Raw genomic sequence first — 18,448 nt, 5'->3', positions numbered from 1 at the left:
TTGTTTTTTATGAATATTGCTTATCGTAGTAACGCTGATAGTCACCAGACGTAACACTAGTAAGCCATTTTTCGTTACTTAAAAACCACTCAATGGTAGCTTCCAAACCTTCCTCAAAGGTAACCGAAGGTTTCCACCCGAGTTCTTTATTAATTTTAGTTGCATCAATAGCATAGCGTAAGTCATGACCCGGACGATCTTTCACGAATGTGATTAACTGCTCGGAAGTTCCGGTTGGTCTGTTTAATGTAGCATCCATCTTTTGACACAAAAGACGTACTAAATCAATATTCTTCCATTCGTTGAAACCGCCAATGTTATATGTTTCATGATTGCGACCTTTATGAAAAACCAAATCTATGGCAATAGCGTGATCAATTACATATAGCCAATCTCTGGTATAATTTCCATCGCCATAAACAGGCAAAGGTTTATTGTTTATAATATTGTTGATGAACAACGGAATTAATTTTTCAGGAAAATGATTAGGTCCATAATTATTAGAACAATTGGTAATAACATAGGGCAAACCATACGTTTCGCCATAAGCACGAACAAAATGATCAGAAGCGGCTTTGGAAGCCGAATAAGGCGAATTGGGTTCATAAGGAGTTTCTTCTGTAAACAAACCGGTTGTTCCCAACGTACCGTAAACTTCATCGGTTGAAATGTGATAAAAACGCTTTCCGTCTGTATTCTTTTTCCAAATTTCTCTTGCGGCGTTCAGCAAATTCATTGTACCAATAACATTGGTTTTCACAAATGCCAACGGATCGGTTATGGACCGATCTACATGTGATTCGGCTGCCAAGTGAATCACACCATCAAATTGTTCTTTTACAAATAAAGCTGTTATAAAATCAGCATCCGTAATATCCCCTTTCACAAAAGTATAATTGGGAAGTTGATCAATATCTGTAATATTCTCTAAATTTCCGGCATAGGTTAAGGCATCCAAATTATAGATGCTATACTGTGGATAGTTGGTAACAAAACGTCTCACAACATGTGACCCAATAAATCCTGCACCTCCGGTGATTAGAATTTTTTTCATACTATAATTTTCCGTCTGCTTGTGTAGTTAATATCCCTTTTACATCATAAACAATAGCGTGCTCATTTTTTAATTCCTCAAAATCAAGTGTCAAAAATTCTTTGTGAGCTACACCCAAAACAATACCATCAAATTGTTCGTTTACCAATTCATTAGACATTGTTAAATTATATTCATGTTTCACTTCATTCGGGTTAGCCCAAGGATCGTAAATAGATACAGCGATGCCATAATCAGCTAAAGCTTTGATTACATCAACAATTTTTGTATTGCGAACATCAGGACAGTTTTCTTTAAAAGTGATACCCAACATCAAAACTTTCGCTTTGTTAATCGTAATACCCTTTTTAATCATAAGCTTAACAACCTGTGAGGCTACATATTCACCCATACTGTCGTTCAAACGTCTTCCCGCCAAAATTATTTCTGGATGATAGCCCGCTTCTTGGGCTTTTTGGGCTAAATAGTAAGGATCAACTCCAATACAATGTCCGCCCACCAATCCAGGTTTAAAAGGAAGAAAATTCCATTTTGTCCCAGCTGCTTCAAGCACAGCGTGGGTATCTATATCCAGCATGTTAAAAATCTTAGCTAATTCATTCACAAAGGCAATATTAATATCACGTTGCGAATTTTCAATAACTTTAGCAGCTTCGGCCACTTTGATCGTAGGAGCCAAATGGGTTCCTGCCGTGATAACTGATTTATAAAGTTCATTAACTTTAATACCGATTTCGGGAGTTGAACCAGCAGTTACTTTTAATATTTTATCTACCGTATGTTCTTTGTCACCCGGGTTAATTCTTTCAGGAGAATAGCCGGCAAAAAAGTCAACATTAAATTGCAAACCGCTTACGCGTTCCAAAACAGGCACGCATTCATCTTCAGTAACACCAGGATAAACCGTTGATTCATAGATAACGATGTCACCTTTTTTTAGCACTTTTCCAACGGTTTCACTGGATTTGTATAAAGGAGTTAAATCAGGTCTGTTATTTTTATCAACCGGAGTAGGCACAGTAACAATATAATAAGTACAATCGTGAATGTCTTCCAAATTCGAAGAACAAAACAGTCCGTTCTTCGTAAGTGGTTCGTCAGTCAAAACAGCTTTCAATAGTTGTTCATCTACCTCTAGTGTATTGTCTAATCCTTGATTAAGCTCTTCAATACGTTTTTGATTAATATCAAACCCCACTACAGGATATTTAGTAGCAAATAGACGAGCTAGAGGCAATCCTACATATCCTAAACCGATAACAGCAATTTTTATATTCATTTTTTTTATTTAAGAACCAATGGCTTGGTATTTAAAACCAATTTTGGTTAATTTTTCTTTGTCTAATAAGTTTCTACCATCAAAAACAAAGGCGGGTTTGTTCATATTGGTAAATATTCTTTCCCAATCATAATTTTTAAATTCATCCCATTCCGTAAGTATAGCAATGGCATGAGCTCCCGCACAAGCCTCATAAGGATCGGAAGTAGCTGAAATATGTCCACTATTTTCATCCTCCGATCGAGAACACAAATAATTTAAATCGGATAAAATTTGGTTGTAACTCACTTTAGGATCAAAAACAACTATATTGGCTTGTTCAAACAGTAAATTATCCGCCACATAAATAGCGGCTGATTCACGAGTATCATTGGTATCTTTTTTGAAAGCCCAACCTAAAAAAGTAATTTTTTTATCGGCAACTGTATTATAAAGGGTGGTAACAATTTTTTTAGAGAATCGGGTTTTTTGATGATCATTCATAATAATCACCTGCTCCCAATAATCAGCCACTTCATTCAATCCATACGATTTGGCAATATAAACTAAGTTTAATATGTCTTTTTGAAAACACGATCCGCCAAAACCTACAGAGGCTTTCAAAAATTTCGAACCAATTCGGCTATCCATTCCAATGGCTTTGGAAACTTCATTTACATCAGCACCTGTTTTTTCACATAATTCAGAAATGGCATTAATAGACGATACACGCTGTGCTAAAAAAGCATTAGCAACTAATTTTGATAACTCTGAAGACCATACATTAGTAGTTAATATCCTTTCTTTAGGCACCCAATTGGCATAAACTTCAACCAAAGCTTGAATAGCATGTTCACCTTCCGGCGTTGTTTCACCACCAATCAAAACTCTGTCAGGACTAAATAAATCTTCCACGGCAGTTCCCTCTGCCAAAAATTCAGGATTAGAGAGTATTTGATATTTAACACCGTTTCCGGTATTCTGCAAAATGCTTTTAATTGCCTCAGCCGTTCTAACCGGTAAAGTAGATTTTTCTACCACAATTTTATCCGTTTTTGAAACGCGAGCAATTTGACGAGCACACAACTCGATATATTTTAAGTCAGCCGCCAAACCTTTACCGGAACCATAAGTTTTGGTAGGAGTGTTAACAGAAATAAAAATCATTTCGGCTTCGTCAATGGCTTGGTCTACATTGGTAGAGAAAAATAAATTTCTACCACGAGCTTCAGCAACCACCTCACTTAGCCCAGGTTCATAAATAGGTATGTTTTCTACATTGGGATCATTCCATAACTTGATTCTTTGTTCATTCAAATCGACTACAGTTACTTGGATATGGGGACATTTTTGAGCAATAACGGCCATTGTAGGACCTCCTACATAACCAGCTCCAATGCAACAAATTTTTGTAATTTTCATGCTAATAATAGTATTATAGATTTTTCCAATACCAATCAACCGCTTCTTTAAGTCCTTCACTAAAAGAAAAGCGAGGTTGATAATGGAGTAATTGTTTTGCTTTTTCAACACTAGCTAAGGAATGCGGGATATCACCTGCACGACTGGGACCATATATAACGTCAACGTTAGCAATTTGTTCGTCGTATACTGATAAGTATTCTCTAAGCAAGGTCACCATCTGATTTAAGGTAGTCCGATCACCATATGCCGTATTATAAACTGTATTTACAGCAGAAGGATTTTGCGTTAACATAGCAAGTTCATTCATTTGAATCACATTATCAATATAGGTAAAATCCCTGGAAAAAAGTCCATCTCCGTTAATAACCGGACTTTCGTGCTTGATTAATAATTTTACGAATTTTGGAATTACGGCTGCATAAGCTCCGTCTGGATCTTGCCTTCTTCCAAAAACGTTAAAATACCGCAAGCCAATAGTTTCCAACCCATAGGTTTTACTAAATATTTCAGCATACAGTTCATTCACATATTTGGTAATGGCATAAGGGGAAAGAGGTTTGCCGATAATCTCTTCCACTTTTGGAAGTGATTCAGAATCACCATACGTAGAAGAACTGGCAGCATATATAAATCGTTTCACTTTGGCATCCCTAGCAGCTACTAGCATATTCAAGAAACCGGATACATTTACATCATTGGATGTTATAGGATCATGAATCGATCTTGGCACAGAGCCTAAAGCTGCTTGATGTAACACATAATCAATCCCTATCACAGCAGAGTGACAAGTATTCAAATCCCTTATATCGCCTTCAATTAGTGTAAAATTGGAATTGGTTAAAAAGGGTGCTACGTTATGACGATGTCCTGTTGCAAAATTGTCTAAACAGGTAACACGATGTCCTTTCTCTAAAAAATAGTGACAAAGATTAGAACCGATAAATCCGGCACCTCCCGTAACCAAAATAGAATATTGCTGTATTGAATTGTTCATTATCTTTTTCTGATTGCTTTTTTAACTTTATCTAAAAAAGTTTTTGGTTTATCATCCTCTCCGTATGCATTTGTATAATTGCCATAAATATAACTATAGCCATAACCATAACCATAGCCGTAACCATAGCCTGTTCCATATTTAGCTCTATTTTCGAATCCGTTAAATACAATACTCACATTTTTCAACTCTTCGCGTTGCATTCTATTGTTCAAAAGGTTAATCATCTCTTTTTTGGTATAATTCTGACGTATAACATACAATGTTACATCTGCATACGGTGCTAATTCAATCGCATCGGCTACTAAACCAACAGGTGGTGTATCCAAAATAATGTAATCATATCGCTCTCGCAAACTAGCCATCAATTGATCCATCGATTCACCTATAAGTAGTTCGGAAGGATTTGGAGGAACAGGACCGGAAGTAATAACATCTAGATAGGGAATATGGGTATTTTGAATTACTTCATCTAATGTTTTTTGACCAATTAAAAAATTTACGACTCCAATATCGTTCTTAATTTTAAAATCATCAAAAATCTTCGGCTTTCGTAAATCTAAACCAACAATTACTGTTTTTTTCTCACTTAAAGCAAATACAGTGGCAATGTTGATAGAACAAAATGTTTTTCCTTCTCCACTAATAGATGAAGTAAGCATTAATGTTTTGGTGCCTTCAATTTTTTGTTTTTTATACATAAATTGTAGCGAAGAACGAATAGCTCGAATCGACTCTGAAAGTGACGACTTTTGTTTTTCAAATACAGCTAAATTTGACTTGGTTTGCTTAACACCCACTATACCAATAATGGGAATGGTTGTAAGCTTACTAATATCTTCCGCATTTAAAATGGTGTTTTCTAAAAAGAAAATTATCAAAACCGCAATAAGCGGTATAAGTAAACCTAGAAAAAAGGCCAATACATAATTAACTTTCGTATTGGGTCCAATCTGTCCTCCACCAATGTCTTTGGCAGGATCAATAAAGTGTACGTCTGCTAAATTAGCCGCTTTGACAATGTTTGCTTCATTTCGTTTACTGAGAAAATTAGTAAATATGGCGTTGTTTAAATCGTATTTCCTAGTTATTTTCAAAATTTCTTGCTCATCTTCGGGCAATTTGCTTATTTCTGATTCAGCTTGATTTAATTTTGAATTAACCATTGACAAATCATATTCTAAAGAAGATTTTGCTGTAGTAATATTTTCTAATAAAACATTTTTTAATGCTTCTATTTGAACATCAAAATCTTTAAACATTTTTTTATTTTTAACCAAATAAGGCTTTTGGGCTCTTTCTGTCGATAAATCAATAATTTTAGAGACGTTTTGTGCTATATTTGGATCATCAATTCCTGCAACAGAAGGTGCTGGTAACTTAGAAAAATCAACACTGTTTACCAAATAATTACGCAAAGAATTGTAATAGGCAATTTTTCTGACTATGCCATCTTTCTCAACTTCATAGGTTAAAATCTTACCTGAAATTTGACTTCCTCCCGTGTTAATTTGATAATAGTTTTTATTTTTACTGAAGTTTTTTAATTCATTTTCATTTTCTTTTAATTTACCTTCCATAGCTAACAAAGTACTATCGATAAAAGCAATAGTATTGGTTGCAAATTGATTTTTTCTATCTAATTGAGCTTTAATAATTGTTTTAACGGTTTCATTCAAATAAGTAACCAATCTGTTTTTATTGGTACCTTCCAAACTAAGTTTAATTAAAGAAAGAGCATTTTTGTCAATCGCTGTTTTTATATTACGATATTTGGATACCGTTTCATCAAACTTATTAAACTTAATAAAATATTCTTGTCCAATATAGTTCCCAAAATACTCTGCTTTTTCTAATTTTATGTTTAAAAAAGGTAAATTAGTAGCTTGATTAAGTTTAAATTTCTTTTTTAAAATGCCATTATTCACGCCTGTTTGACTGGAAGTATTTGTTTTGTATACAAATGTTTCAGCCTGATCGTTTTCAAAAGTTATTCCTAACTCATATTCATTTTCCGAAATAAATTTTATACTTATTAAAGACCTAACTAATTGATTTTTAGATTTATCAATAACAACTTTAAAGGGAACTGATCCATATACATCCTTCATGTAATATTTATCTTTCTTAAGGTAGTCTAGATAAAAATCTAAACGGTCAACAACAACTTCATTATGCGACCTTGATTTAAGTGTAGAGGCCAAACTTTGAACCTGATCAGAAGTGCCTCCCCAATTAAATACTAAACTTGTATTAGTGGTAAAAAAAGGATTATTTTCCTCTTTTACTGCAACAGTGGTGTCTAATTCATAAATTTTCTCTTTTCTGATATTTACATTATAAGCAATTAAAAAACCGACTATCCAGCTAACCAAAAACCACCTCCAGTAACCGGCTGTTTTTATAATAAAACCTTTAAAATCAAACTTAATTTGATTTTCAAAAAGTGTAAAATCTTTAGATTCAAGCATAATTGTAAAAAATTATAATCGTGACAATACTATAATCGACGTAACAAGCGATAGAGCAGAAATGATAGTGGTCAACGTTTGAATACCAGTTGTTCCCGTTCCCCAAGATTTCTGTTTTAATGGATTAACTAAAATAAAATCATTGGGTTGAATGTAATAATAAGGGGATTCTAAAGCCTTTTTATCAAGAAGATTAATCGTATGCATTTCAACACCGTGAGGATACTGTCTAACAATAAGTACATTTTTTCGATCACCAGTCATCGTTATATCACCGGAATTGGAAATAGCATCCATGATGGTCGCTCTTTCATTATAAATAATATTTGTTCCCGGATTTCGTATTTCTCCATTGATCGTATAGCGAATACCGGCCAACTTTACAGTCACAAATAAACTTGCTTCTGCATTAAAATACTCTTCTAATAATCGTTTTTCAATTGTTAAACGTACTTCCTCAGTGGTAAGTCCCAATACTTTTACCTCATCCAAAATTGGAATTCTAATGTTACCGTGGTCATCAACATTAAAACCTTCAAAAAACATATTTTGCTCAGTAACAATATTTCTGTTTCCTTCAGTTATCTTGAACATCTGTGTTAGTTCGGGATCAATTGTTTTTATGTTAATTACCAAAATATCATTACTCTGAATTCTATACGGCTTCTTAACAATTTCGCTCATGATCAGAGTATCATTGCTGTTTTTACTATCCTGAAGATACTTTAAATCTTTTGTAGGAACACAAGATGACACAGTTAAAAGTACAAGAGAAAGAAATAGAAATATATGGTTTTTATTCATTTTAAAATTTTTAGCCAACAAATATAGTTTTTCCATTAGAATATAAAAATATGTAGACCCATAATTAACTGCTTTTCATAGTGTTTTCAAATGGAATGCGATTTAAAATGCTTCTTCCTAACGTAATTTCGTCTGCATACTCCAATTCGTCACCCACCGAAATTCCTCTCGCAATGGTAGAAGTCTTGATTTCATACTGTTGAATTTGTCTGTAAATGTAAAAGTTTGTCGTATCGCCTTCCATCGTAGAACTTAACGCAAAGATAACTTCAGCGACTTTTCCTGAACTCACTTTTTCAACTAAGGTGGATATGTTTAACTGACTTGGCCCTACTCCATCAATCGGAGAAATCTTTCCTCCCAACACATGATACACGCCTTTAAACTGACCTGTGTTTTCAATTGCCATCACATCCCGAATATCTTCTACTACACAAACAATTTGGTGATTTCGTTTCTCGTTGGCACAAATCTCACAGAGCTCAACATCGGAAATATTATGACAACTTTTGCAATACTTCACATCATTTCGCATCGTTTGCAACGATTCTGCCAAAAATTGTGTTTGTTCTTTGGGTTGTTTCAGCAAATGCAATACTAAACGAAGGGCTGTACGCTTACCTATTCCGGGTAATTGTGCCATTTCGTTCACTGCTTTTTCCAATAATTTTGAAGAAAATTCCATTGCAACAAAAATACATTTTTCAATCGTATTGCTTTAACAATTCTCTCGAAAGTTTCTTTAATAACGTAGGATTGCTATAAAAATTCATTTAAAGCAACAAATTACACGAATTGACACTAATCAATTCGTGTAAATTCGTGCAATTCGTGGCTAAAATAAACATAAAAAAATCCCGATTTTCATCGGGATTCAAATCAATTATATTTTAAAACGTTTTCTATCGTTTTCCGTCAAATAAATTTTTCTTAAACGAATAGATTTTGGTGTAACCTCAACATATTCATCTTTTTGAATGTATTCTAACGCTTCTTCCAAAGAGAAAATAATCGGCGGAATAATTCTTGCTTTATCATCATTTCCGGATGAACGAACGTTAGATAGTTTTTTCTCTTTGGTTACGTTTATACTCATATCATCGCTACGAGAATTTTCTCCAATTACCTGACCTTCATAAATTTCAGCATTTGGTTCAACAAAAAACTTACCACGATCTTGCAATTTATCGATTGAATAAGGAATAGCTTTTCCTTTTTCCATAGAAATTAACGAACCTTTGTTACGTCCGGCAATTTCTCCTTTGTAAGGTTGGTAACCAATGAAACGGTGTGCCATAATGGCTTCTCCGGCAGTTGCGGTTAACAATTGGTTACGTAATCCAATAATTCCACGTGATGGAATGTTGAATTTTACAATCATACGCTCACCTTTTGTTTCCATAGAAAGCATTTCACCTTTACGCAAGGTAACAAACTCAACGGCTCTTCCGGAAACACTTTCCGGTAAATCGATGGTTAGTTCTTCAATTGGCTCACATTTAACACCATCAATTTCTTTGATGATTACTTGTGGCTGACCAATTTGCAACTCATACCCTTCTCTTCTCATGGTTTCAATAAGAACAGATAAGTGAAGTACGCCACGACCAAAAACCATAAACTTATCAGCTGAATCAGTTTCACCTAACTTCATTGCTAAGTTTTTCTCTAATTCTTTTGTTAAACGATCTCTAATATGACGCGATGTTACAAATTTACCTTCTTTTCCAAAGAAAGGAGAGTCATTAATGGTAAACAACATACTCATTGTAGGCTCATCGATTGCGATAGTTTGCAACGCTTCCGGATTTTCAAAATCAGCAATAGTATCGCCAATTTCAAATCCTTCAACACCTACAATCGCACAAATATCTCCGGCGATAACTTCGGTTACTTTTTTACGTCCAAGACCTTCAAAAGTGTGTATTTCTTTAATTCTTGATTTAAGTATTTTACCATCTCTTTTTACCAAAGAAATCGGCATTCCTTCTTTTAAAACACCTCTTTCTAAACGACCAATCGCAATACGACCGGTGAATGAAGAGAAATCTAACGAAGTAATTAACATTTGAGGCGTTCCTTCTGATACTTTAGGAGCAGGTACATTTTCAACAACCATATCCAATAATGCTTCCACATTATCCGTTACGTTTTCCCAATGATCAGACATCCAGTTGTTCTTAGCAGAACCATACACGGTTGGAAAATCCAACTGCCATTCTTGAGCACCTAATTCGTACATTAAGTCGAATACTTTTTCGTGTACTTCTTCCGGAGTACAGTTTTCTTTATCTACTTTATTGATTACGACACATGGTTTTAAACCTAAATCGATAGCTTTTTGCAATACGAAACGCGTTTGTGGCATTGGTCCTTCAAAAGCATCTACTAACAAGCAAACACCGTCTGCCATGTTCAATACACGCTCTACTTCACCACCAAAATCGGCGTGACCCGGGGTGTCTATAATGTTGATTTTGGTGCCTTTATACTGAACCGAAACATTCTTTGAAGTAATAGTAATTCCACGTTCACGTTCTAAATCGTTGTTGTCTAAGATTAAATCACCGGTGTTTTCGTTTTCACGAAAAAGCTGACAGTGATACATAATTTTGTCAACCAAAGTAGTTTTACCGTGGTCAACGTGGGCAATAATTGCAATGTTTCTAATTGATTCCATCTGTTATTTTTTCAGGGTGCAAAGGTACACATTATTTCTACATAAAAAATTTTTAGTTAAAACATTGAGAGATTTAACGTTAGGGTAATAATGAGGGTGATGGGTGATGGGTAATGGGTTAAAGATAATTTATTAACGATTTTTGATTTTTGAACAATGTGAACAGAAAATTCACCTATCGCCCATTACCAATTACCCATTACCCATTACCTTCTTTTAAAGGCACACGGATGGGATGGATGAAACTAATTTCCCTGATTTTTTTTGTTCGCTTAGCGAAAAAGGATACAAAAGGATTCATGACTCCCAAAATAGCAGTCATTTCAACATCTCATCTTCCCCTCCTTCAGAGGGGGCTGGGGGGAGGAAAAAAATCTAAAAAATCCTAAATTATTTATTCAACAACTTCTCCAAATAAGCAACCTTATCCTTTTCTGCCTGAACTAAACGTTCATAGAGTTCAACTACTTTGTCCAATGGATTAAATGTTGGTTGAATATTAATAGCATTTAAAGTAGAAGTATCATTACTAGTAAAATTATTTGAAACAATATTGAGAATGCTATCCTCACTAAAATTCTTAATTGCCTCTGCACTTACATTTAGTGCTTCAGCAATCTTTTGTAATTTTTCATCTTCAACGACTTCGCTATTTTCAATATTAGAAATCGTCTGCTGGCTCACGCCAATTGCAATAGCCAACGCTTCTTGCTTCATTCCACGTAATTCTCTAATCCGGCTAATGTTGCGGCCTATATGTTTCGGTTTTGTTGTCGTGCTCATAATACAAAAATATAAAAATTAGTCGTTAAGTCCCGCTAGTAAAATACAAAGAGTGCTTGTAAAAAACAAAATTACACCAACACAAATTTTCATCACAAAACAAATCGGTACAATTATACAAAAATAAACTTTTTTAAATCACCACAAATTTTTAACTAACCAAAATGCTAAAAACAATAAAAGACGGGTCAAACGACTCACCGTATCAGCATCCCCCTATCCCAAGTATGGATAGTGTATGAGTAATGTATGAAAAACATTATGTAAAATAGGGTCAAAGTTAGTTTAAAAAAGCCTCTAATTAGAGGCTTTTTATGTTATAAAAGTTATTGTACTTTTATAATTTCTAATTTTAAAGCTCCTTTTCGAGCTGGCCATTCGATGATGTCTCCTTCTTTGTGTCCAACAATGGCAATGCCCTCATCAGATAAAATTGAAATTTTGTTCTTACTTTGCTTGGCTCTGGTTGGCCCAACAAAAGTTACAGTTCTGTCTTGGTTAGTTTGATGGTCTTTATAGGTAACCAATTTGTTCACCGTAACCACTTCTTTGGGCAAATCTCTTCTTAAAACTTGTGAAGCAGTTTTTAGTTCTTTCAAAAGAATCTCTTCTTCTTGAAAGCTTACTCTTTTTCTTCGTACGTGTTCTTTAATTAAATCGTAAATTCCTGTTGTTAAAATTATTCTTTGTGACATAATAGGCAATAATGCTCAATTACATAAAGTCAGAGTAAAAGACTCCCATTAAATAGTGCGACATAAAATTACATCGTCATAATTTAATGCTATCCTGATTGCTATATGAAAATTGAAATTTTAAAAAATATAATTACTTTGCGTAGAGGTGTCCCTGTATGGAGTCCTTACAGGGCAGAAGTAATAAATTCTTTGGAATTTTGAAGAAATGCGTCATCGTGCAAATAGAATAACGAACCAACTAATCGTATCAATCTGCTATTAGATAAATAAAAGTTTGAAATGGTCATTATTTATTTGTTTTTGTAGGTCACAAAGGTAGGGATTATTAATGGATTAAAAAATTTACAGTCGCCCATTAGATCATAGTATAGCTATTTTAGCACGGGTCAGAACTATAACAGAATTTTTTATGACCAAAAACAGTATTAATCTAAAACTGTAAACTAAAACCAGTATGAAACAAACTGTACAATTATTTCAGAACATAGCAACTGTTTATAGATATTCTTCGTTTTTTGAGATAAAAAGATTGTGAGGTATTCTCTTCAAAAATAAATAGTCATTATTTTTCATCCATTGCCTATCATCTTTTTCAAGGATATACGAATGATTTATACAAAAAATCCCGTTTAAACTGTTGTTAAAACGGGATTTAAAAAAACAATTTAGTATATATGGACTCTTTAGAACAAGGTTACATTGTATTGGTTTCCGTTGGAATGGGTGTAAATGGCTTGGTTATCGCAGGTGTTGTCGCCATAATCTAAGATGCCATCGAGAACAGCTCCTTGCAGTGCTAATTTTCCTTGTGAGATATTCATACAAGCGTATTTTTTTATCAAAGGTTCAACAATGGTAAGGTTTATAGTGGCTCCATTGGCCAGATTACTAATCGTGTGTGTGCCGGCTGAGATTTCATAGACGTTGTCTGCCAAAGTGGTTGTGCCTACTCCTTCTGTCATGGTTACTACTCGTTCGCCGGAGAAGTTATAATAATTTCCGTTTAAGGTGATAATTCCGCCATTTACAATGGTTCTTTCCCATTGTGGCGTGGTTGGATTGGACGTAGTGTTGGTGTAGGTAATTGTTCCTTCTAATTTTCTTCCGTTAATGTAATAATCATCACCTCTTTCGACGGTCATGACTGAGCCGGTGTTCATTAAATAATCGGTAAGTGTAATGGTTAAAGTTCCGGACCGGGTAATGCCGTTAAAGGTGCAGCCTGTTCCATAATCTAACACAAAAGTTTTAGGAAAAACGCCTAACCCGGGATTGTCTACTGTGATGGTGAGACAGTCGTTGCTTATAGTATTTTCAGATGGTCTGGCCGAGTAAGAGGAATTGGTTGTGGTTATATCGATACCTGCATTAAAATCTAATTCGTTGGTAACGTCGATTTCTGAAGAAGATTTGAGCAATTGTTGGTCTACATTTCGTTCCTCTTCTTTGGAACAGGAAACTGCCACTAAAAGGAATAAACCAAGTGCAAAAATGGATGTGTTTTTCATAATCTGTTTTTTTTAAAGGTTTAGACTATGACTTAATTTTTAGTAAAAGGTTTAATTGTTACTAATTGTTTTTAACAAATTCACCAATAACACATTACTCCCTCCCAAACAAACGCTCCAAAGCCTCACGATTAATTGGTTTTTCAATAAAATCTGTCACCAGCGGATTTAATTTAGCTCGCTCAATATCTGCCGGGTCAATAGACGACGAAAGCATATAGATATCAAACTGTTTTTTGATAGAATCCGGAAGTGAATTAAATGAGTGAAGGAATTCCCAGCCGGAAAGGGTTGGCATATTGATGTCTAGAAACAACATTGTTTTTTCGGTGGTTTCACGGTATTTAAATTCTGCTTTGATGTAATCAAGGGCTAATTCAGGAACTAAAAAATCCTTTATCTCCACACCTTCAAATAATTTTCCCAATACTATTTTGGATAGTAAATTACTAAATCGGTCGTCGTCAACGATGATAAATTGTTTCGCTATTTTTGTCATAGTGGACTTTTTTAGTTATCAAATACAATTGTGAATTCGGTTCCTTTATTTACTTCACTCGCAACGGTTATGATTCCGCCTATTGCCTCTACTTGTGTTTTTACCATAAATAAGCCGACTCCTTTTCCTTCCACATGGGAGTGAAAACGTTTATAGAGTCCGAACACTTTATTGCCTTTTGTTGTCATATCAAAACCTAACCCGTTATCTTTAAAGACTAGGATTACTTTTCCCTTTTCTATTTTACTGCTTATTTCAATCACGGTCTGCACATCAGCCATACTGTATTTGATGCTGTTGCTAATTAAATTATAGAAAATACTATGCATGTAAACTTTGAGAGAAAAGAATTGATCTACTTCTTTAAAGTCTATTTTTAATTGAACTTTTTGTTTGTAGAGTAAGTGTTCAAGGTTACTCATTATATCATCAACCAGTTTTGTGAAAAATATTATTTCCTTCTTTTCGTTAATTGCTCGGTTTACTTGCAATATGGAGTTAATATCTTTAATGATAGAGTCTAGACCTGCCACTGAAGAAGAAAGTCCGTATAACAATTCTTTTTGTTCAGGTTGTGTGAGTGTTTCGTCTTTCAAGATTTCGGTGAATCCGATAATGTTGGCGGTGGGTGCACGCAAATTGTGCGAAATAATAAAAGTGAATTGTTCTAAATCTCTGTTTCGTTGAAGCAGATCGCTGGTTATTTTTGCACGTTCCAGTTCATATTCTTTGCGTTCGGATATGTCGTTAGAAACACCAATAATTCCTATTTGTTTTCCGAATTCATCAAAAACAGGTGAATTATAAACGAAGGCAGGAAAATAACTGCCGCTTTTTCTTTTCATATAAAATTCGCCTGACCATGTTTCGCCTTTGGCTAATTTTTTCATGATTATTTCGCCCTCCTCTTTAGTTTGTATGGAAGGTGTTAATTCTATAATATCAGTTCCATAAGCCTCTTCATAGGTCCAACCGTAAATTTCTACGGCTGCTTTATTCCAAAAAGTGACTTTGCCGTCTAAGTCAGTGGCAATTACCGCTTGACCGATGGTATCTAAAAGTTCGGCTTTGAATTTATTTTCATGGTCCGATTTTTTTCTATCGGTGATATCTTGGCAGGTTCCTACTGCTTTTACAGGCACACCTTGTTTATCTCGTATGATTTGCCAACGTTCTTCTAAAAATTTCACATCGCCCTTTTGGGAAATGATACGATGTTCGAGTAGATTAACTGTGGTAGTGTCAAATGAATTTTTAAAAGCTGCATCCACTTTTTTGCGATCGTCCGGATGAACATAGTCGAGAAAATCTTGGTGAATGGTTTTAAAATCGTTTGGTGGACAGTCAAATAGTTGATAGGTTTGTTCAGACCAGTACATATTATCCGTAAGTAATTCTGTTTCCCAATGGCCCATTTTGGCTAACGATTGGGCTTCTGCCAATCTGGTTTCGCTTGCACGCAATTCGAGTTCAATTTTTTTCCGTTCCGTTATATTTCGGGAATAGCAGGCAACGCCAAATAGTTGATTATTAATAAAAATAGGGCTAAAACTTGTTTCGGTCCAAGATTCATCTCTTTTTTCTCCAGATGGTGTGAATATTTCAACTTTAAAAGATTCTCCGGTGAATGCTCTAGTGTAGAGGTCTCTCCAATAATTTAAATACTCCGCAGGGTAAATATCGTGTTTAAAAAGATCATCGCCTTGTTGAATTTCAACATGGGTATATTTTCTTAATTCTTCAATAAAGGAATTATTGGCTGCAATTAATTTAAAATCTTTAGAAACACTCCAAATTAAATCATCGGTACTATTGATAAGAGCTTCTTTATTTCTTCTTTCAAATTCTTTTTGTACTTCTGCTGTTCTTTTTTCGGTGATATCAGATGCTGTCACAAATACACCAAAAATGTTTCCGGATTCATCTTTGGCGGGATTGTATTTTAAGCAAAAATAAAGTGTTGAATTATTAGCATCTTGAAATGTAAGTTCAGACTCTTCTACATTGCCTCCCAATACTTTTTTGTAGATGGACGCAACATATTCTCTTCTTTCAGGTAATGTATAATCCAAAATATAATGCCCTTTTTGTACATTTAATTTAAAATATTTTTCATACAAATTTTTAAATTGTGCATTAAAGGAAACGATTTGGAGATTATTATTGAGTAGTAAAAATGATTCTTCAGTATTATTAATGAGAAGCAACATTTCAGCTTCTGCTTTTTTTCGTTCAGAAATATTAATGTGCATGACAACTGCACCGGTATGGTTATTCGTTTTAAAAGGTCTGACTTCAGCTTTAAACCATCTTTTTTCAGTAACTGAATCACATTGATATTCCATTGTAAAATATTCGCGTTCACCACGCAATACTTCTTGTAAACCTTTCGACATTTGCTTACCATTTTTAGCTTCTCTACCTATCGATCTTTCGGATATTTCAATGTAGTTTTTTCCAAGTTGCTGATAAGTGTTAGGCATCCCATTAGATAAACCAAAATTAATCCATTCATCATTTAATTTGACGATGGTTCCGTCTTGATCCAGCAAAGCTATACTAGCCGGTAAAGTATTTAAAATAGTTGATTGTTCTTTGGAAAGTGCTTCTAACTCAATTAAGTTTTGTTGCAATTTTATTTCAGCTTCTTTCTTTTCAGATATATCTCTGAAATTTGATACTAGAGCTTCGATGCCTGGTTCATGAAGTAGGTTGGTAAACGTTCCTTCACACCAAATCCATTCTCCGTTTTTATGAAGAATTCGATGCTGATTTAAGAAAGATTTGCCCGGTATTTCTAGTACCGAACGTATTTCATGCACCAACTCTGTAATGTCATCCGGATGAATAAGATCATAAGCTGATGTGTTTAAAATTTCCTCCAATGTATAACCAAATAATTTTGGAACAGAAGGACTGCCATAGATGATTTTCCCTTCTAAAGTGGTCAGTGTAATCATGTCTGATCCATCTTCAATCAATGCTCTAAAACGTTTTTCGTTTTTGAGTATGATTTCTTCTGCTTCTTTGTGTCGTTCTGCTTTATCAAAATGGTCTAAGGCAAATGATATATCTCCGGTTACTTCCATAAGTGAAGTAATATCATCTTGATCAAAATAATTGGATTCAGTGGCATACAAATTTAAGGTTCCAAAAATTTCACCTCCTCTTTTAATGGGCAGTATAATACAGGAACCAATGTTGTGCTTTTCGGCAAACGGTTTCCAACTAACAATTTCGTGCTCTTGTTCTATATCATTACACAAGAAATAATTACCTGTTTTTAAAACAAAATCCATAGAACCATTTGTTTCATAAGGCACATCTATGAATGATTTAATTTCATCTGGACATATACCACACGAATCAACCAGAATAATTTTTTGATGTTCTCGATCAAAAGTACTTATCCAAGCTTTTTTATATTGACCGTACTCAGTGGCGATGTTACATGCTTTTGAAAAAAGTGTTTTAGCATCTTTCACGTGAACAATAGCTTGATTAATCTGGCTAATCAACTGATAAAGACGGTTTGCTTTTTCAAGTTTGGCCTCAGAAGTTTTATTGTTTTTTAATGCTTTAGACAACCCTACAAGTAATAAATCTAAACATTTAGCAGAGGTAAAACTCACAAAAACCAAATTGGAAGATACTGCAATCCATGCACCAAAATTATACTCAACAAAGAAAGGGGATTTTATATCGAAATAAAATAACAAAGCAAAACCAATACAAATTAATGTATTTGCCCATGCGGAAAAATAGGCCGCAGAAGAAGAATAAATAAGGGATGAAAAAATTGTAATGGTCAATAAAAATAATAGTCCAGGACTAGGCAATGGCAAAAAATAAAGTAGAATTATTGATAGAAAGTAAAAAATAAATATAAAAATTGCCTTCCTAACTTCGAGTTTAATACCCGGAACAACTGCTATGATTACCACAATAATAAAGGTAACCAAATCGATATAACCCACAACAGGAACCCCATGCATAAAAGACATTATTACACTCGGAACCAAAGCAATGACACTTAGAGGCGTTAGGTAAGTTATGATTTTACAAAAAACTGTATTTCTCCAATAATCTACTTTCTTGGCATCATCAGAATCATTATATAAAATAACTTCATGAACATGATTTTTGTAAAGTGTCCACCAATGACGTGTATAGTTATTATTTACTTTTTGCATAAATAAACTATAGTTTAGATGGGTTTAAAGCATAAGGAAAAAGTATCGCACTTTTAAGTCCGAAGGTAGTGGTAGGAAATT

The 18,448-nt window shown here is 34.3% G+C and carries 13 protein-coding genes; all 13 read right to left on the bottom strand.

Features of this window, described 5'->3' with window-relative positions:
* Positions 1–7: 7 nt before the first annotated feature.
* A complete protein-coding gene (rfbB, locus tag B4N66_RS06805; protein WP_291093384.1) occupies positions 8–1,054 on the bottom strand; it encodes a dTDP-glucose 4,6-dehydratase in 1,047 nt (348 codons plus the stop codon).
* A gap of 1 nt (position 1,055) precedes the next feature.
* Positions 1,056–2,333 (bottom strand): nucleotide sugar dehydrogenase, encoded by a 1,278-nt coding sequence (locus B4N66_RS06800; protein WP_291093383.1) that lies wholly within the window; start codon positions 2,331–2,333, stop codon positions 1,056–1,058.
* Positions 2,334–2,342: 9 nt separating this feature from the next.
* Positions 2,343–3,734: a UDP-glucose 6-dehydrogenase gene (locus tag B4N66_RS06795; RefSeq protein WP_291093382.1), complete on the bottom strand. Its 1,392-nt coding sequence runs from the start codon at positions 3,732–3,734 to the stop codon at positions 2,343–2,345.
* A gap of 13 nt (positions 3,735–3,747) precedes the next feature.
* On the bottom strand, positions 3,748–4,731 hold the full coding sequence (locus B4N66_RS06790; protein WP_291093381.1) for an SDR family oxidoreductase: 984 nt from the start codon (positions 4,729–4,731) through the stop codon (positions 3,748–3,750).
* Positions 4,731–7,202 carry an exopolysaccharide transport family protein gene (locus tag B4N66_RS06785; RefSeq protein WP_291093380.1) on the bottom strand — a complete coding sequence of 824 codons (2,472 nt, stop codon included), beginning with the start codon at positions 7,200–7,202 and terminating at the stop codon, positions 4,731–4,733. The genes B4N66_RS06790 and B4N66_RS06785 overlap by 1 nt, the downstream gene beginning before the upstream one ends.
* A 12-nt stretch (positions 7,203–7,214) precedes the next feature.
* On the bottom strand, positions 7,215–8,006 hold the full coding sequence (locus B4N66_RS06780) for a polysaccharide biosynthesis/export family protein (RefSeq protein ID WP_291093378.1): 792 nt from the start codon (positions 8,004–8,006) through the stop codon (positions 7,215–7,217).
* A 64-nt stretch (positions 8,007–8,070) separates the two neighbouring features.
* A complete protein-coding gene (recR, locus tag B4N66_RS06775) occupies positions 8,071–8,691 on the bottom strand; it encodes a recombination mediator RecR (RefSeq protein WP_291093376.1) in 621 nt (206 codons plus the stop codon).
* A gap of 198 nt (positions 8,692–8,889) precedes the next feature.
* A complete protein-coding gene (gene typA, locus B4N66_RS06770; RefSeq protein WP_291093374.1) occupies positions 8,890–10,686 on the bottom strand; it encodes a translational GTPase TypA in 1,797 nt (598 codons plus the stop codon).
* Between the two features lie 390 nt (positions 10,687–11,076).
* On the bottom strand, positions 11,077–11,469 hold the full coding sequence (locus tag B4N66_RS06765) for a helix-turn-helix domain-containing protein (protein WP_291093372.1): 393 nt from the start codon (positions 11,467–11,469) through the stop codon (positions 11,077–11,079).
* Positions 11,470–11,795: 326 nt separating this feature from the next.
* Positions 11,796–12,164 carry a GreA/GreB family elongation factor gene (locus B4N66_RS06760; protein ID WP_291093370.1) on the bottom strand — a complete coding sequence of 123 codons (369 nt, stop codon included), beginning with the start codon at positions 12,162–12,164 and terminating at the stop codon, positions 11,796–11,798.
* Positions 12,165–12,850: 686 nt separating this feature from the next.
* Positions 12,851–13,675 carry a hypothetical protein gene (locus tag B4N66_RS06755; protein ID WP_291093368.1) on the bottom strand — a complete coding sequence of 275 codons (825 nt, stop codon included), beginning with the start codon at positions 13,673–13,675 and terminating at the stop codon, positions 12,851–12,853.
* A gap of 94 nt (positions 13,676–13,769) precedes the next feature.
* Positions 13,770–14,174 carry a response regulator gene (locus tag B4N66_RS06750; RefSeq protein ID WP_291093367.1) on the bottom strand — a complete coding sequence of 135 codons (405 nt, stop codon included), beginning with the start codon at positions 14,172–14,174 and terminating at the stop codon, positions 13,770–13,772.
* An 11-nt stretch (positions 14,175–14,185) separates the two neighbouring features.
* Positions 14,186–18,367, bottom strand: a complete 4,182-nt coding sequence (locus B4N66_RS06745) for a PAS domain S-box protein (RefSeq protein WP_291093365.1) — start codon at positions 18,365–18,367, stop codon at positions 14,186–14,188.
* Between the last annotated feature and the right edge of the window lie 81 nt (positions 18,368–18,448).

The organism is Flavobacterium sp. UBA2787, assembly GCA_002352205.1.
GTDB lineage: Bacteria > Bacteroidota > Bacteroidia > Flavobacteriales > Flavobacteriaceae > Flavobacterium.
The sequence above is the reverse complement of the archived record's forward strand: the minus strand, read 5'-3'. Positions and strand labels throughout refer to the sequence as shown.

What these genes read in the sequence shown, in the direction of transcription:
- typA (WP_291093374.1), bottom strand. Translation starts at nt 10,686, where the DNA reads ATGGAATCAATTAGAAACATTGCAATTATTGCCCACGTTGACCACGGT.
- B4N66_RS06800 (WP_291093383.1), bottom strand. Translation starts at nt 2,333, where the DNA reads ATGAATATAAAAATTGCTGTTATCGGTTTAGGATATGTAGGATTGCCT.
- B4N66_RS06750 (WP_291093367.1), bottom strand. Translation starts at nt 14,174, where the DNA reads ATGACAAAAATAGCGAAACAATTTATCATCGTTGACGACGACCGATTT.
- B4N66_RS06745 (WP_291093365.1), bottom strand. Translation starts at nt 18,367, where the DNA reads ATGCAAAAAGTAAATAATAACTATACACGTCATTGGTGGACACTTTAC.
- B4N66_RS06785 (WP_291093380.1), bottom strand. Translation starts at nt 7,202, where the DNA reads ATGCTTGAATCTAAAGATTTTACACTTTTTGAAAATCAAATTAAGTTT.
- B4N66_RS06755 (WP_291093368.1), bottom strand. Translation starts at nt 13,675, where the DNA reads ATGAAAAACACATCCATTTTTGCACTTGGTTTATTCCTTTTAGTGGCA.
- B4N66_RS06790 (WP_291093381.1), bottom strand. Translation starts at nt 4,731, where the DNA reads ATGAACAATTCAATACAGCAATATTCTATTTTGGTTACGGGAGGTGCC.
- B4N66_RS06760 (WP_291093370.1), bottom strand. Translation starts at nt 12,164, where the DNA reads ATGTCACAAAGAATAATTTTAACAACAGGAATTTACGATTTAATTAAA.
- recR (WP_291093376.1), bottom strand. Translation starts at nt 8,691, where the DNA reads ATGGAATTTTCTTCAAAATTATTGGAAAAAGCAGTGAACGAAATGGCA.
- B4N66_RS06780 (WP_291093378.1), bottom strand. Translation starts at nt 8,006, where the DNA reads ATGAATAAAAACCATATATTTCTATTTCTTTCTCTTGTACTTTTAACT.
- rfbB (WP_291093384.1), bottom strand. Translation starts at nt 1,054, where the DNA reads ATGAAAAAAATTCTAATCACCGGAGGTGCAGGATTTATTGGGTCACAT.
- B4N66_RS06765 (WP_291093372.1), bottom strand. Translation starts at nt 11,469, where the DNA reads ATGAGCACGACAACAAAACCGAAACATATAGGCCGCAACATTAGCCGG.
- B4N66_RS06795 (WP_291093382.1), bottom strand. Translation starts at nt 3,734, where the DNA reads ATGAAAATTACAAAAATTTGTTGCATTGGAGCTGGTTATGTAGGAGGT.